10 protein-coding genes are annotated in these 16,516 nt (G+C 43.5%); 7 read left to right on the top strand and 3 right to left on the bottom strand.

The window, feature by feature from the left end; translation table 11 throughout:
• Positions 1 to 118: 118 nt before the first annotated feature.
• Entirely contained in the window at positions 119 to 574 is a 456-nt protein-coding gene (locus DBX26_RS08495) for a methylglyoxal synthase (protein ID WP_014232082.1), read from the bottom strand.
• A 178-nt stretch (positions 575 to 752) separates the two neighbouring features.
• On the bottom strand, positions 753 to 1,577 hold the full coding sequence (gene iolB, locus DBX26_RS08500; protein WP_118118733.1) for a 5-deoxy-glucuronate isomerase: 825 nt from the start codon (positions 1,575 to 1,577) through the stop codon (positions 753 to 755).
• Between the two features lie 816 nt (positions 1,578 to 2,393).
• Here iolB and DBX26_RS08505 point away from each other — a divergent pair.
• From DBX26_RS08505 to DBX26_RS08515, 3 genes are all read left to right on the top strand, one after another.
• Positions 2,394 to 3,416, top strand: coding sequence for a Gfo/Idh/MocA family protein (locus tag DBX26_RS08505; protein WP_118118735.1), 1,023 nt, complete (start codon positions 2,394 to 2,396; stop codon positions 3,414 to 3,416).
• A 157-nt stretch (positions 3,417 to 3,573) separates the two neighbouring features.
• Complete coding sequence (locus tag DBX26_RS08510; RefSeq protein WP_020336445.1) at positions 3,574 to 5,049, top strand: sugar porter family MFS transporter; 1,476 nt, start codon at positions 3,574 to 3,576, stop codon at positions 5,047 to 5,049.
• 149 nt (positions 5,050 to 5,198) lie between these two features.
• Entirely contained in the window at positions 5,199 to 6,104 is a 906-nt protein-coding gene (locus DBX26_RS08515; RefSeq protein WP_020336446.1) for a sugar phosphate isomerase/epimerase, read from the top strand.
• Positions 6,105 to 6,170: 66 nt separating this feature from the next.
• Here the strand turns inward: DBX26_RS08515 and DBX26_RS08520 are convergent, their stop codons facing one another.
• Positions 6,171 to 7,187: a LacI family DNA-binding transcriptional regulator gene (locus tag DBX26_RS08520; RefSeq protein WP_118118738.1), complete on the bottom strand. Its 1,017-nt coding sequence runs from the start codon at positions 7,185 to 7,187 to the stop codon at positions 6,171 to 6,173.
• A gap of 245 nt (positions 7,188 to 7,432) precedes the next feature.
• Here DBX26_RS08520 and DBX26_RS08525 point away from each other — a divergent pair, with 245 nt between their 5' ends.
• The 4 genes from DBX26_RS08525 to iolD all read left to right on the top strand — a co-directional run bounded on the left by DBX26_RS08525 (position 7,433) and on the right by iolD (position 16,264).
• On the top strand, positions 7,433 to 8,371 hold the full coding sequence (locus DBX26_RS08525; RefSeq protein WP_118118740.1) for a sugar phosphate isomerase/epimerase: 939 nt from the start codon (positions 7,433 to 7,435) through the stop codon (positions 8,369 to 8,371).
• Between the two features lie 339 nt (positions 8,372 to 8,710).
• Positions 8,711 to 10,618 carry a 5-dehydro-2-deoxygluconokinase gene (gene iolC, locus DBX26_RS08530; protein ID WP_118118742.1) on the top strand — a complete coding sequence of 636 codons (1,908 nt, stop codon included), beginning with the start codon at positions 8,711 to 8,713 and terminating at the stop codon, positions 10,616 to 10,618.
• A gap of 449 nt (positions 10,619 to 11,067) precedes the next feature.
• Positions 11,068 to 13,764 (top strand): bifunctional acetaldehyde-CoA/alcohol dehydrogenase, encoded by a 2,697-nt coding sequence (gene adhE / locus DBX26_RS08535; protein ID WP_118118744.1) that lies wholly within the window; start codon positions 11,068 to 11,070, stop codon positions 13,762 to 13,764.
• Between the two features lie 568 nt (positions 13,765 to 14,332).
• Positions 14,333 to 16,264, top strand: coding sequence for a 3D-(3,5/4)-trihydroxycyclohexane-1,2-dione acylhydrolase (decyclizing) (gene iolD, locus DBX26_RS08540; protein WP_118118746.1), 1,932 nt, complete (start codon positions 14,333 to 14,335; stop codon positions 16,262 to 16,264).
• Positions 16,265 to 16,516: the final 252 nt, after the last annotated feature.

Raw genomic sequence — 16,516 nt, forward strand, 5'->3', positions numbered from 1 at the left:
CGATAGAATTCTTGAGTCCTTCATATACCTAAAAGCAGAGTATTCTTACTCTGCTTTTTTGTTTCCATTTCATTCATTTCCTATAACCGATGTTCTTATTTAGGGTCTGAGGAAAAGGCTAGGTCCGGTTACTCAAATATTTTTCATAATCAGGAATTTCGATTTCCACCTCTCCCGAAATACACTCAGATGCAAACAAAAAATCCGCCGTCGCTTGATTTGTGGCAACAGGAATATTCCACACACTGGCAATACGAAGTAACGCCTTAACATCAGGGTCATGTGGCACCGAGTTTAGCGGGTCCCAAAAGAAGATCAGCATATCCAGACTCCCTTGAGATATGAGGCTTCCAATTTGCTGATCGCCACCCATTGGACCGCTAATCATGCTAATAATGGTTAAGTCGGTATTCTTCTGGATCATATGCCCCGTAGTACCAGTGGCATAAAGTGTGTGAGGTTTCAGTTGCTCTTGTTTTGCGCCAACCCACTTCAGGAGTTGAGCCTTACAGTTATCATGCGCAACTAACGCGATATGTTTACTCGCAGGTATGATTCGAGTTGTCGTATCCATAACAGTCTTCTTCTAAAAGTAAAAGGGAGTACTGAGCAGGTGTTCACTCAGCCATCGTTGGTGGGTATTTTCATTATTGATAAGAGCAAAGAAGCCATGAAAATCATGGCTTCTGGAGCGAACTTATTCTGCGTGATTCAGTTGGAGCCGAGACAAAATCGCCCTGCTCTATCGCAGATTAATCATGTTTTGCCGCATACTCTGGGCCATTAACCCAGTTATGGTCTTCTTCCCAAGTAAATAACCACTTACGTGAAGGGCCGGCCATAACATTGAGGTAATAGCTATCGTATCCCGCAATCGTCGCAACAGGGTGATACCCTTTCGGAGCCTTCACAACATCTTTGTTATAAGCAGCCATACACTCGTCTAATGAGCGGTCATCGGTATAAACACGTTGTAGAACGAAGCCTTGCTCTGGGTTTAGTCGGTGGTAATACGTTTCTTCCAAGTACGTCTCATTAGGCTCATTTGCCGTGTCGTGTTTGTGGCTCGGGAAGGAACTTGTGCAGCCTTCATCAGTGTAAACTTCCACAACCAGCAATGTGTCGGCTTCGGCATAGTCAGGAAGAATGTTGTGAACATAGCGTTTGTTGTTACCAACGCCTCTCGCTTCAGCATCGATATTTTCTGGTGCAATCAAACGAGTAGGATAAGTGCCTTTACTTGGAGAGGTACATACTGCCAGTTCAATATCTGTCATTGCCTTCACTTCACAGTTATCACTTGGTGTCACATAAACTGCATAAGGTTTTTTGCGCTCAAATGGACACATGCGATCACCAATGTTCTCGTATGTTGCCGAGTCCGTCACCACAGTTGCCTTACCAGCAACCAATACCAGGCAAGTCTCTACTTCTGAAGCTGGCAGAGAAAGGCTTTCACCTGCTTTTAACTCATAAGCTTTAAATCCAACATATCCCCAATCAGCATTTTCTGGGGTAATGTTTTGAGTACAACCGTCAGATTGAGACGCTTGATATTTCGATAGTAGATTAGACATTCAACTGTTCCTTATGCGTATTAATGTGCACTTCCCAAATGGGCTTTACATTTCAATTTAACCCATAATATGAAATGAAGATTTCAAAAACAATGATAAAGATCGGCTAATACCCTTATGTAGAGTCTTCTTTAAGATTTTTCCCTTCACAACTGAACATAGATCACAAAATGATGCCCAGCCTCTATTAACACATTTTATGAAATGAAATTTTCACATCGAAAGATAACTTGAAGGCAACCAGGTGACTGATAACACTTAGCTTCTGGTCGTCGTCCGATCCATCGTACCTGTATAATGTAGGCCAACCATGGGTAGGTATAGATAAATAGCGTCCCATATACGCCGTATTTAGAATCAATAACAATATTCTCGCTGCTATCAATTCACTGTGAAAACCCGTCATGTCCAGAAAACAAGCCTTATTGCGCAACTGAGTGACTATTTGCGAGGCCACACAATCAGAATTTTCTTACCCTCCTTTCAGCTTAAGATCACATTTTGAACAAGCGGTTTATTGAAGAGAATACCCTTACCCCATTACTCTGTTTAAGTGCGGCAGACACCGTTATATCTAGCGATACGCTCCACTTTTAAGCCAGAGATTTTATGAAATAGAACATTCACTTTAAATAAAAAACAAAATAAATATTCCATTTTAAGTTCTACTTCACATTTGCTTGGCAACGCGAATGCTATATTAGCCTCCAGATTATCGGTAAATGAGTAAGTTACTTACTAATTCAATAATCAAAGTCTGAATGGTGAAACAAAAAAATCACTATCCGCACAAAAACATAATTAAGGATGAATATCATGTCTTTAAACATTACTGATCTAAAAGTAGGTGTAATTGGTGTTGGTGCTATCGGTAAAGAGCACATCAAACGTGTGAACTATCTCACTGGTGCTCATGTGACCGCGGTATTTGACGTGAATAATGACCAAGTACGCTCATGGCTGACTCAAGAAAATATTGAAGCGGAAGTTTTTGATAATGGTGTTGACCTAATCAATTCCGATATGGTCGATGCAATCGTTGTCGCATCTTGGGGCCCAACGCACGAAGAGTTCGTACTAGCAGCAATCGAAGCTGGTAAATACGTAATGTGTGAAAAGCCATTAGCAGTAACGGAAGAAGGCTGTCGCCGTATCATTGATGCTGAAATGGCTTGCGGTAAGCGCCTTGTTCAGGTTGGCTTCATGCGTCGTTACGACAAATCATACCGCCAGCTCAAATCCGTACTTGATCAAAAGATCATTGGTGAGCCATTAACGCTAAATGCCTGGCACCATGCACCAGAAGCACCAGGGTTTAGTGGTGACATGGCGATTACTGACTCATTCGTTCATGAAGCAGACGTTCTTCGCTGGCTATTGGATGAAGACTACGCGACAGCACAGGTTATTCTTCCTCGTAAAACTCAAATCTCTTCTGAGCCAGAGTTACAAGATCCACACATCATGATTCTAAGTACTAAATCTGGTGTTCATATCTCGGTTCAGAGCTTCGTATTCTGTCAGTATGGCTACGATATTCAATGTCAGATTACCGGTGAGAAAGGTGTTGCTGCCCTTCCTGATCCTGCGACAACTGTGATTCGTACCAACGCGACACTACAACAAGAAATTTTTGTAGATTGGAAAGACCGCTTCTTTGACGCCTTCGACGTTGAATTCCAAGAGTGGATTGATGGCTCTCGTGCTGGCCAATTAACAGGCCCAACGTCATGGGACGGCTACTGCGTATCAGTAACGATCGATGCTTGTGTGAAAGCAAAATACTCTGGTGGCATTGAGAAAATCGAACTTCCAGAAAAACCTGAATTCTACAACTAATCAATGATTTATAAATCATTAGGTTACAAATTCAAAATCTAAACAATTTATATCGAGTAATACCTACAGTGTATACGGGTGCAGGGATTTGCACCCGGTTGCAACAAAGCAGTTCTGTTGCCCTACACAGAAAAATAAAATTCATTTAGGAGGATTCATGTCCACTAATAATCAAACTGTAGATACAAGTTATAATTTACGTTATATCCTCGTCATCTGTGCTGTTGCAGCGCTTGGTGGCCTGCTACTAGGTTATGACACCGCAGTAATCTCAGGAGCAATTACCCCAATTGCGACCTACTTTGAACTAAGTTCTATCGGCGTCGGTTGGGCTGTATCAAACGTTGCCATTGGTTGTATTATCGGTGCGTTCTTATCCGGTAAGGTCGCTGATAAATACGGCCGTAAAAAGGCCCTCATTTTATCCGCCATTTTATTTACTATTTCAGCGATTGGTGCAGCCCTTGTTGACACGTTCTTCTGGTTTATCGTTTATCGCATGATTGGCGGATTAGCGGTTGGTATTGCCTCTTCGGTATCACCGATGTACATGTCAGAAGTCTCGCCGAAGAAAATCCGTGGTCGTGCGTTAAGTTCGCAAAACTTTGCCATCGTATTCGGTCAAGTGGTTATCTTCGTTGTTAACTTCTTAATTGCTCAAGGTATGACTCACGAATGGCTGGTTGATGTAGGCTGGCGTATCATGATTGGTTCTGAAGCTATCCCATGTGCGTTGTTTGTTCTTGCATCATTCTTCATCCCTGAGTCGCCTCGTTGGTTGGTGCTGGTAGGACGCGAAAAAGAAGCGCTTGAAGTCACTGGTAAAATCTTCAACCCTGCTTATGCGCCTACGGTTATTAACGCGATTCATAACTCTATCCACGAAGAAGCAGAAAACAAAGCGCAAGTTGAAAAGCTTCAAGTTCACAAACAACGCCGCTTTTGGGTTTTCGTTTTCATCGCAACCATGATTGTAATCTTCCAACAAGCAAGTGGTGTAAACGTAATGATGTACTTCGCACCAGTTGTACTTGAAAAAGTAACAGGTAACAGCCAGGTCGCGCTCTTCTTGACGATTTGGGTCGGTGTGATTCAGCTAGTGGGTACCTTAATCGGTTCTCTGCTCATGGACAAAGTTGGTCGCAAACCACTGCTAAAAATTGGTTCATTGGGTGCCACGTTCGGCCTTCTGTTGACGTCTTACTTCATTTACCAATCTGCAGGTTTGCAAGGTGAAGCCGCTATCCAAATGGGTTACTGGACACTGTTTGGCATGATGGTATTCATGATTTGCTTTGCGTTCTCATGGAGCTTAGGTGCATGGATTGTCGTATCTGAAATCTTCCCTAACCGCTACCGTGGTTTAGGTATGTCATTTGCTATCGGTGGCCTTTGGGTAACTAACTTCCTGATCGGTCTAATCTTCCCGGTAATGAATGACAGCCCGCTTCTCAATGAAATGTTCCGTGGCGCATTCCCTATGTGGGTATTTGCGTTCTTCATGATTGTTTCTTATTTCTTCGTAAATCGCTACCTACCAGAAACCAATGGTGTAGCACTAGAGAGAATGGAAGAGCATGTTATGACTAACTGGAACGGCCAACAGACCAAAAAAGTAGACGTACCTGCTTAATAGGTCCAATAAACCCACTGGCAATTTGTCGCTCATACTTAGGAATGTATCGATGAGAGACAAATTGCCAGACTAACTAATAACGACTTAATAATTACACGTGAAATCAATAATAGGTTGATTGATATACACTTTATTTGGAGGTTTTTATGAAAATCGCATTCGACGTTGATGTACTAGCAAAACAAATGAGTATCCCGGATATGGTGCACAAAGTTGCTGACTGGGGTTACAAGTATATCGAGCAATCGCCTCATCCACGTATCAACCCGTTCTACAAGCACCCGCTATTTTCTCGTGAGTGTGAAAGAGAATACAAAACTGCCCTACGTCAGGCTGGCGTTGAACTCTCTTCTTTTATAGTTGTTTATCGTTGGTCAGGCCCAACTGAAGAACAACGTAAACATGCAGTAGCAAACTGGAAAAAAATCGTAGAAATCGCCGTTAACATGGGTGTAGAAGTAATCAACACAGAACTTTCGGGCGATCCAAACCAACAAGAAATCTGTAACGGAATGTGGTTCCGCTCTATGGATGAATTACTACCTCTATTCGAAAGAGAAGGCATTCGTGTCGAAGTGCAATCGCATCCATGGGATTTCTGTGAACTGAATAATGAAACGTGTGACCTGGTTAAGTCCTACCGTTCGGACAATCTAAAGTACGTATACTCTGCGCCTCACGGTTTCTTCTATGATCAAGGCAAAGGTGACGTTCGCTCAATGTTAGAGTATGCAGGTGACGATCTTTCTCATGTATTGTTTGCGGATACCTTCAACCAAACATTGGATTGTCGTTATATCGCTAACCCACCTTGGTTGAACAATCAAGGTCGCAGTGATGTAGCTATCCACCAGCACTTAGCGATGGGTGAAGGCGATGTAGATTTCGATACTATGTTCTCAACACTAAGAGATATGGATTTTGCGAACAAGAAATTCGCAGTTGGTGGTGATTCAATTGCTTGTGTTTCTTATTTTGGATTCCCAGAAAAGATGGACGTGCAAGCACCAGCGGCAAGAGAGCGTTTAGAAAGAGAATTCTTACTTCGATAATATAATAGTTCTAACTATTATCCAGGTACGGGGCAATATTATCTGTCCCGTACCATTAAAACATTATTATTGTCGATTTATTAAATGTGATTGACGTGTAATTAACGTTCCAGGCATAAGTATTTTGTTATTACTATTAATATCAGAATTAAGTAGTTCAACAGATTTACTAACCAAAGGGATGAGCTCCTGCCTGAATGTTGTGAGTCTATATTTAGGAGATGACGCTAGATCTATATCGTCAAATCCTACAATAGCAATAGTGTTATCAATTTTGTGATGATGTAATGCATCCAAAGCACCTATGGCTAAAATATCATTTTCACAAAAAATAGCGTCAACTCTCTGATTAACATCGGTTGTTTTTATGTAGTCAGAAAGGCAATTAAATGCGAGATCTCTGGCATAGTGTTTGATATTAAATCTGTGCTCGAGTGTTATATCACACTCAGAAAGTCGACTGTTAAAACCTTGAAAGCGTAGCAGCCCTGTTGATTTTTGTTCTGGGCCTGACATGTAAGCCATTCTTTTATAACCTAATTGGATGAAAAGATTGGCAACTTGCTGACCCGCCGTTATGCCATCAGTACTGACAGAGTGAACGTTTGGCGTATCACAATGACGATACAGAGAAATGAGAGGAATATGCTCAATGTTTTTTTCAACGATTTCTTGAGGTAAGTCGGTGCCAAGAAATATGATGCCGTCGACTTGCAACTGACCAGCTAACGTAAGGGCATTCTTATAGTCTATTTTAGAATGAATATTGAGAACTATTGGAATTAACCCTTTATTTTGTAGTTTTGATGTAAGTTCATCAAAAACAGTCAATACAACTGGAGATCCTAACTCTGAAATAAGTATAGCGACCATGTTAGTTTTATTTTTTGCTAGGCTTCTTGCAAGTAAGTTAGGCTTATAGCCAAGTTCTTCAGCGGCTTTTAGCACTTTATTTAAACTAGACTCAGAAATTGAAGAACCCTGAGTAAATGCTCGGGAAACAGTCCATTTTGATACACCTGCAAGTTTTGCCACATCACGAGCAGTGATATTTTTTGTGACTTTGTCTTTATTTTCTTTCATTGGCTCAACAATTATATTGACAGTTTATTTTTATAGGATTTAAATTGATTTTAAAATAATCATGACTCTGTGACTATATAAAATCACGAAATAATACAAAGTGTCATTAATCGCACCGTTGATCAATCTTTTTGGTCAACAAATGCGAAACTAACCAACTTTGCACCCGGTTGCAAAAAGGTGCTAAGAGATTTATCCAGTTTTTGAATCAAAAGTAAACAATTTAGAATATCGAGGTTAATACTATGCAACTAGCAATTTGTACTGATGTATACGCAGATCTTTCATTCACAGACATGTTAGATAAAGTAAAGTCAATGGGTATTGACGCTGTAGAAATGACAGCCGGTGGCTGGGGTGCGCGTAAGCATGTGAACACTCAAGAGCTTCTGGGCGATGAAACCAAACTTCAGGAGTTCCAAGCTGAGCTAGAAAAACGTGGTATGCGTATTTCTGCTTTGAATACATCTTGTAACCCGCTTTGGCCATCAGAAACGGGCGAGCAATACGCGAAGAGCATGTACGAGTGTGCAACATTAGCTGGCAAACTTGGCGTGAAAAAAATTGTTGCTATGGCTGGTTTGCCTGCTGGTTCTCCTGAAGACAGAACACCAAACTGGATCACATCGACAGTATCTTGGCCTGATTTCATGGCACCAGCTTACGAGTACCAATGGGAAGTCACTATCAAGTTTTGGTCTGAATATGTCGATCACTGCAAGAAGTGCGGCGTAGAACAAATCGCGATCGAAGAGTTTCCTGGCACTATGGTTTGGAGTGCGTCAACGCTGCTTAAACTGCGTAACGCGGTTGACCCAATGATCGGTATCAACCTTGACCCATCTCACATGATCATTCTTGGTGCTGACCCGATTGCCGCAGCTCGCGCTCTAAAAGGCTGTATCTACCACGTGCACGGCAAAGATGCTCGTATCGAACGTGGTCTAGCTGACATTGATGGCCTGTTAGAGCCACGCCCAGTTGAAGACAGTGCAGACCGTACCTGGAACTACGTTGCAGTAGGTTGTGGTCAAGATCTTCAGTGGTGGAAAGAGTTTTTCTCTGTGTGTCATATGATGGGCTACAACGGTGATGTATCACTAGAGATGGAAGACCTGACCATGACAGTGGATGCTGGTGTTGAAACCTCTATCGACGCTTTGAAAGCAACAATCAGCCAGTAATCGCTATTCTTGTTTAGGTGCTAATCTATCTTTGAAGCCCAAGAAACAAGCTGAATGAAATTACATCGAATGGAGTAGCTCATACGAGTTGCTCCATTTTTGCGTAAGAGGGTTTCGAGCACTCATTTGGTCCCCTTCCCTAGCTGGCAGAAAGTAGTGAACCAATCTCTACTCCAACCTAATTTGTACGATATGGAATAAAAATTTCATCATATAATTTGTGAATTCAACACCCATCACACAATAGGAGTTTAATTTCACTTAAAATTAGTAATGAAATAAAAATTCCACAAATTTAAAGCAGTTCGCTTGTTAACGCGATACCGTGAGAGGCTCAAAGTGAAAACTGAAAAGAAATTAGACCTGATTTGTATGGGACGAATCGCTGTTGACCTTTACGGCCAACAAGTCGGCTCTCGCTTAGAAGATATGGGCACGTTCGCCAAGTATCTCGGTGGGTCTTCCGGTAACGTTGCTTATGGAACTGCCGTTCAAGGCCTTAAATCTTCAATGCTTGCCCGCGTTGGCGATGAACATATGGGACGTTTCTTACGTGAAGAACTGGAAAAAGTAGGTTGCGACACCAGCCACCTTATTACCGATAAAGAACGTCTTACTGGCCTAGTCATTTTAGGCATCAAAGACGAAGATACCTTTCCACTGATCTTTTACCGTGAAAACTGCGCTGACATGGCAATCAGCAAAGAGGACTTTACAGAAGAGTATATTGCATCAGCGCGCTGTCTCGCTATCACTGGTACGCACTTATCAAACCCAAAAACGCGCGACGCTGTTTTAACTGCACTTGAATATGCCCGCCGTAACGGAGTTAAAACTGCGCTTGATATTGACTACCGTCCGGTACTGTGGGGCCTAACTTCACTGGGTGACGGTGAAACCCGTTTTATCGCATCAGATAAAGTGACCGAAGAACTGCAAGACGTTTTGGGGTTATTCGATGTAATTGTCGGAACAGAAGAAGAGTTCCACATTTGTGGCGGCTCAACAGATACCGTTGAAGCACTCAAAGCCGTACGTAAGGTTTCTGGCGCAGAATTGGTTTGTAAACGCGGTGATCTTGGTTGTTCTGTCTACACGGATTCAATCCCAGAAACTCTGGATGAAGGCATTACTGTACACGGTGTGCGTGTGGATGTGTTGAACGTGCTTGGCGCTGGTGACGCATTCATGTCTGGTCTTCTTCGTGGCTACCTCAACGGTGAAGGATGGGAAAAAGCGTGCACTTATGCCAACGCTTGTGGTGCACTTGTTGTGTCCCGTCACGGCTGTGCTCCGGCAATGCCAACCAAAGTCGAGTTAGACAACTACTTAACTCGTGCTAACGATGTTAAGCGCCCTGATTTAGATCCTCAGCTTAACCACTTGCACAGAGTAACGACACGTAAAACAGGGGCATGGGACGAATTATGTATATTAGCGTTCGATCATCGCAGCCAATTGGTCGATATGGCGAAAGAAGTCGGTGCAGATGTTGGAAAAATTCCAGCGCTGAAAAAGCTCATTCTCGAAGCGAGTCGTCAGGTAAGTAGAGAAGCCGGTTTAAAAGGTCAGTCAGGACTCCTTTGTGATAGCACCTTCGGTCAGGATGTGCTTAATGACGTAACGGGTGACAATTGGTGGATCGGTCGTCCAATCGAAATGCCTGGCTCTCGTCCTCTAGAGTTCGAACACGGCAACATTGGATCGCAACTGATCGACTGGCCTTTAGAGCATGTGGTGAAATGCCTGGTGTTCTACAGCCCGGAAGACGATGAAAGCATGCGCACTCTGCAAGAGAATAAAATAGCGGAAGCGTACCACGCCTGTCTTAAGTCTGGGCATGAACTGCTACTCGAAGTCATTCTGCCTGAGGGTGTAGTGAAAGAAGATCGCTTATACATTGAAGCTGTAAGCCGCTTCTACTCTTTGGGCATTAAGCCAGATTGGTGGAAGTTACCAGCGCTTGAAAGCGATTCATGGAACACGATGAACAGCTTAATCATCGAACAAGATCCATATTGTCGTGGTGTTGTGATTCTCGGTCTGGATGCGCCTGTAGAAGAGCTTAAAAAAGGCTTTGACCAAACAACTGGCCACGACTTAGTTAAAGGTTTTATGGTTGGCCGAACTATATTTGGTGAACCATCTAAAGAATGGTTGTCTGGGAATATTAATGACCAAGCGTTTATAAACAAAATAAAATCAAATTACCTAGAAATAATCCACCTTTGGAAGAATAGAGGATAATATTCCTGAAGATGATGTGCCCTAATATTGCACATCATCTTATCCAAACAGCTAGAGCGAAAAAGAATTGAACAAGTAAATGGGAAAACAGGTGTGAAACTCAGACTACTCAGAACGAGGCGCGCCTGAACTTTTACAAGCTTAAGTCATTGTTATTATGATATTTAATGTGCAAACCCTACCCTTCAGCACATTTAAAGGATAAGGCGTCATAAGCTTAGTAAAATTGGACATTCGTTTTCCTGTAAACCGTGAATATTGATCACCCCATAACCTCTGTGAAAACAAGGCAAATTCCGTATGGGTAAAATAATTAAACAAATATAAACTATCTTATTTTAATTATTTAATTTTCTGAATTAAACAATGAATTAACGAGGTCTGAATGTTTAAGTTCGGGCTAGTAACATAATTTTTAGAAATGAAACCTTAAATTATTGGAGTAATCTATGCCAGTCACTAATATTAAAGAACTAGATGCCCTCGTCACTCGCGTTAAGAAAGCGCAAGAAGAGTTCTCTACTTACTCTCAAGAGCAAGTAGACAAAATCTTCCGTGCCGCTTCTCTTGCAGCTAACCAAGCTCGTATCCCTCTAGCGCAGCAAGCGGTTGAAGAATCTGGTATGGGTATTGTTGAAGATAAAGTAATCAAGAACCACTTCGCTTCTGAGTTTATCTACAACAAATACAAAGACGAACAGACTTGTGGCATCCTGGAAGAGGATGACAACCTGGGTACGATGACTATCGCTGAGCCTGTAGGCATCATCTGCGGTATCGTACCAACCACTAACCCAACTTCGACTGCGATCTTCAAATCTCTAATCTCTCTGAAGACTCGTAACGGTATCATCTTCTCGCCACACCCACGTGCGAAAAACTCTACTAACGATGCAGCGAAACTTGTTCTGGATGCAGCAGTAGCAGCGGGCGCACCAAAAGACATCATTGGCTGGATTGACCAGCCTTCAGTTGAGCTTTCAAACGCTCTTATGAAGCACGATGACATCGCACTTATCCTTGCAACTGGTGGTCCAGGCATGGTGAAAGCCGCTTACTCTTCTGGTAAGCCAGCAATCGGTGTAGGTGCAGGTAACGTTCCTGTTGTTATCGACGAAACGGCTGACATCAAACGTGCAGTGGCTTCTATCCTAATGTCTAAAACATTCGATAACGGCGTAGTGTGTGCTTCTGAGCAGGCTGCAATCGTGGTTGACGAAGTATACGACGAAGTGAAAGAGCGTTTCGCAACGCACAAAGCTTACGTACTAAGCAAAGCTGAAGCAGAGAAAGTTCGTAAAGTTCTTCTTATCGACGGCGCACTAAACGCGAAAATCGTTGGCCAACCAGCAGCGGCTATCGCTGAAATGGCAGGCGTTAAAGTGCCTGCAGACACGAAAGTTCTAGTAGGTGAAGGTCTAGGTAAAGTATCGTACGACGACGCATTCGCTCACGAGAAACTGTCTCCAACGCTAGGTCTATTCCGTGCTGACAACTTCGAAGACGCGGTTGCTCAAGCGGTAACAATGGTTGAAATCGGCGGTATCGGCCACACTTCTGGTCTGTACACTAACCAAGACGTTAACGCAGACCGTATCCGTTACTTCGGTGACAAGATGAAGACGGCTCGTATCCTAATCAACATCCCGACTACTCACGGTGGTATCGGTGATTTGTACAACTTCAACGTTGCTCCTTCTCTAACGCTAGGTTGTGGTTCATGGGGTGGTAACTCTATCTCTGAGAACGTAGGTCCTAAACACCTAATCAACAAGAAAACTGTTGCGAAGCGAGCTGAAAACATGTTGTGGCATAAACTACCTAAGTCAATCTACTTCCGTCGCGGTAGCCTTCCAATCGCGCTTGGCGACCTAGAAGGTAAGAAACGCGCATTCCTAGTTACTGACCGTTTCCTATTCAACAACGGTTACGCAGATGACGTAGTGAAACTACTGAAAGCACAAGGCATGGAAGTTCAAACGTTCTTCGACGTTGAAGCTGACCCAACGCTATCTGTAGTAGAGAAAGGTGCTGCTCAAATGGCGAGCTACCAACCAGACGTGATCCTAGCACTAGGTGGTGGTTCACCGATGGATGCAGCGAAAATCATGTGGGTAATGTACGAGCACCCAGAAACGCACTTCGAAGAACTAGCAATGCGCTTTATGGACATCCGTAAACGTATCTACAAGTTCCCTAAAATGGGTCAAAAAGCTGAGCTTGTTTGTATCACAACAACTTCAGGTACGGGTTCAGAAGTTACTCCATTCGCGGTTGTTACTGACGACAAGACTGGCGCTAAATACCCACTGGCTGATTACGAGCTAACTCCTAACATGGCTATCGTTGATGCGAACCTTGTTATGAACATGCCTAAGTCTCTAACTGCATTCGGTGGTTACGACGCGGTAACTCACGCACTAGAAGCTTACGTATCTGTTCTAGCGAACGAATACTCAGATGGCCAAGCTCTTCAAGCACTTAAGATGCTAAAAGAGTACCTACCATCTAGCTACGCGAACGGTGCAAACGACCCAATCGCTCGTGAGAAAGTACACAACGCAGCAACTATCGCTGGTGTGGCATTTGCGAACGCATTCCTAGGTGTATGTCACTCAATGGCGCACAAACTAGGTGCTGAGTTCCACGTTCCACACGGTTTGGCTAACGCACTGCTTATCTCTAACGTTGTACGTTACAACGCGAACGATAACCCAACTAAGCAAACTGCGTTCTCTCAATACGACCGTCCACAAGCACGTCGTCGTTACGCTGAAGTTGCTGACCACCTAGGCCTAAGCCAAGCTGGTGACCGCACTGCTCAGAAGATTGAACGTCTACTAGCATGGATGGATGAGCTAAAAGCTAACCTAGACATCCCAATGTCTATTCAAGCGGCTGGTGTTGCTGAAGCAGACTTCTTCGCGAAACTGGATGAGCTAGCGGTTGAAGCGTTCGATGACCAATGTACTGGTGCGAACCCTCGCTACCCACTCATTGGTGAGTTAAGAACAATTCTCAAAGACTCTTTCTACGGACGCGCTTATACCGAGTCAGAGACAGAAAACGGCGTGACCGATAAAGAGGCCGAAAAGAAACCCGCAAAACGTAACGTAAAAGCAGCCAGCAAAGCTGCGTTGGCATAACCACTAAAACGCGCCTCCTCTGCGTCTGAGGGGGCGTTAGCCTCCGGCTACATACTCCCCATCAAAGTGGTCTCTCTGATACGTCACAGCTCCACCGAACATTCCTATCGATATGCATCATCCCTTGCTTCTTAATGTCCACCACGCCTATACGCTACCTATCTCATTACAAGCCGATGTCTTGATACATGACGCTATTGTCGTCGCTTTTAATGTAACTTTTTAACGGCTTCAATCGACTTTATTAATGCCTTAGGAGATCGATTTTTCACAAGCTCTAACGTCAAGAAGTTGGCAAATGTAAATTTTCACTCTCTTTTATCTCATGAAATGAAAATTTCGCAATTTTGCAAAAAGTATCATCCATCACACCATTATTTTGTTTTTAGTGAATCAACACGCCACAATCTAATCAGGATCACAAAAGCTAACAACATTTCAGAAAAACATTGCAATGAAATAAATGTTCCATAATATCTAAATCATTAGATTTAATATGCTAGCAAGGCATCAGGTCACAAGTTTCGTCTCACCTGCTGTCGACTAAATTATCTGGAGTAAAGTGGTTATGAACACGATTAAAATGACAACCGCACAAGCGCTGGTTAAGTTTATGAATCAACAGTATGTTGAGTTCGATGGAATAGAACATAAGTTTATTCATGGCATCTTTACCATCTTTGGTCATGGCAATGTTGTCGGTCTGGGACAAGCACTAGAAGAAGACGCAGGCTCACTCGAGGTATACCAGGGCTGTAACGAACAAGGTATGGCTCATATCGCGATGGGTTACGCGAAACAAAACAAGCGCAAAAAGATCTATGCCGTCACCTCTTCTGTCGGCCCTGGCGCAGCAAACATGGTAACAGCAGCAGCGACAGCAACAGCGAACCGCATCCCAGTGCTTTTCTTACCGGGAGATACTTACGCGACTCGCCAGCCAGATCCTGTTCTACAGCAAGTTGAGCAGTATCACGATGCATCAATCAGCACCAACGACTGCTTCAAACCCGTTTCACGTTACTGGGATCGCATTACTCGACCAGAGCAACTGATGTCTGCAATGGTTAACGCGATGCGTGTATTGACGGATCCTGCCGACACTGGCGCAGTCACGATTTGTTTACCACAAGATGTACAGGGTGAAGCTTACGACTTCCCAGAGTATTTCTTCAAAAAACGCGTACACCGTATTGAACGTCGTCCAGCAACAAACCCAATGATTGATGACGCGGTTGCGCTAATTAAGAGCAAGAAGAAGCCGATGCTTATTTGTGGTGGTGGCGTACGTTATTCAGAAGCACACGATGCATTCCGTCAGTTTGCTGAGCGACACAATATTCCTTTCGGTGAAACTCAAGCGGGTAAGAGTGCGGTTGTCCACGACCACGAACTCAACTTGGGTGGCGTAGGTACCACAGGTTGTCTTGCTGCTAACCGAATTGCGCGTGATACAGACTTAGTAATTGGTGTGGGTACTCGCTTTACCGATTTCACCACATGTTCTAAATCACTATTCCAGAATCCAGATGTAGATTTCTTAACCCTCAACGTCTCTGAGTTTGATGCAAGCAAATTAGATGCAACTTCGGTTGTCGCTGACGCCCATATCGCTCTTGAAGCAATCGGTGAAAAGTTAGCTCAACTTGGCTACGTGAGTGGCTACAGCGACGAAATTAAAGCTGCTAAGCAAGCTTGGGACAAAGAACTAAACCGCTTATTCAATGTTCAAATAGGCGAAGGTTTCGTTCCGGAAATCGGTGGTCACTTTGATGATGAGTTGGCGGAATACCGTGAAGCACTTAATACCGACTTAGCCCAAACTCGCGTACTAGGCTTGCTAGATGAACATCTTGAACCTGATGCCATTATTGTCGGTGCAGCTGGTTCACTCCCTGGCGATCTGCAACGTGTTTGGCGACCAAAACGTCCGGACACTTACCACATGGAGTATGGCTATTCATGCATGGGTTACGAAGTGGCCGCGTCGATTGGTGCAAAAATTGCGAATCCAGAGCAACCTGTTTATACCATGGTCGGTGACGGTTCCTACATGATGCTTCATTCAGAGCTACAAACATCGATTCAGGAAGGCGTGAAAATCAACGTACTCTTGTTTGATAACGCGGCATTTGGCTGTATCAATAACTTGCAGATGAACCATAAAATGGGCAGCTTCGGCACCGAAAACCGTTTCAAAGACCCGAAAACAGGCAAAATGAGCGGTGGATTAGTGCCTGTTGATTTTGCAAAAAACGCAGAGAGTTACGGTTGTAAAGCCTACCGGGTGCATACTGAAGAAGAGCTCATCGCCGCATTGGCTGATGCTAAACAGCAAACTGTATCAACCCTGATTGATATAAAAGTGCTACCGAAAACCATGACAAACGACTACGAGTCATGGTGGCGCTGTGGTACGGCTCAAGTCGCTGCGAAACCAGAGATTGAAGCTAAAGCTCAGGAAAACGTAGAGAAATTGAAAAAAGCGCGTCAGTACTAAATGGTCCAGAGCTCGGGGTAAATAAAGTCTCACTCACTTCCTCACCCTGAGCTCAGGATAAATACTAACAATAAGTTTAATCGAGCGGTTTGCCCGTCCAGCGTGACTCCTGAGACGGGCTTTTTTATTTGTCGTAGTTCGAAATATCGTCTTGGCTAGAACGAACCACCAGCACTTAAACCCTATCTTTCAGCTGCACGAATCCATTTTTTCAACTTCCAATAACATTTGAAATTTATTTTCCGACTTGAT

The sequence above is a fragment of the Vibrio sp. dhg genome (assembly GCF_003443775.1).
Taxonomy (GTDB): Bacteria; Pseudomonadota; Gammaproteobacteria; order Enterobacterales; family Vibrionaceae; genus Vibrio; species Vibrio natriegens.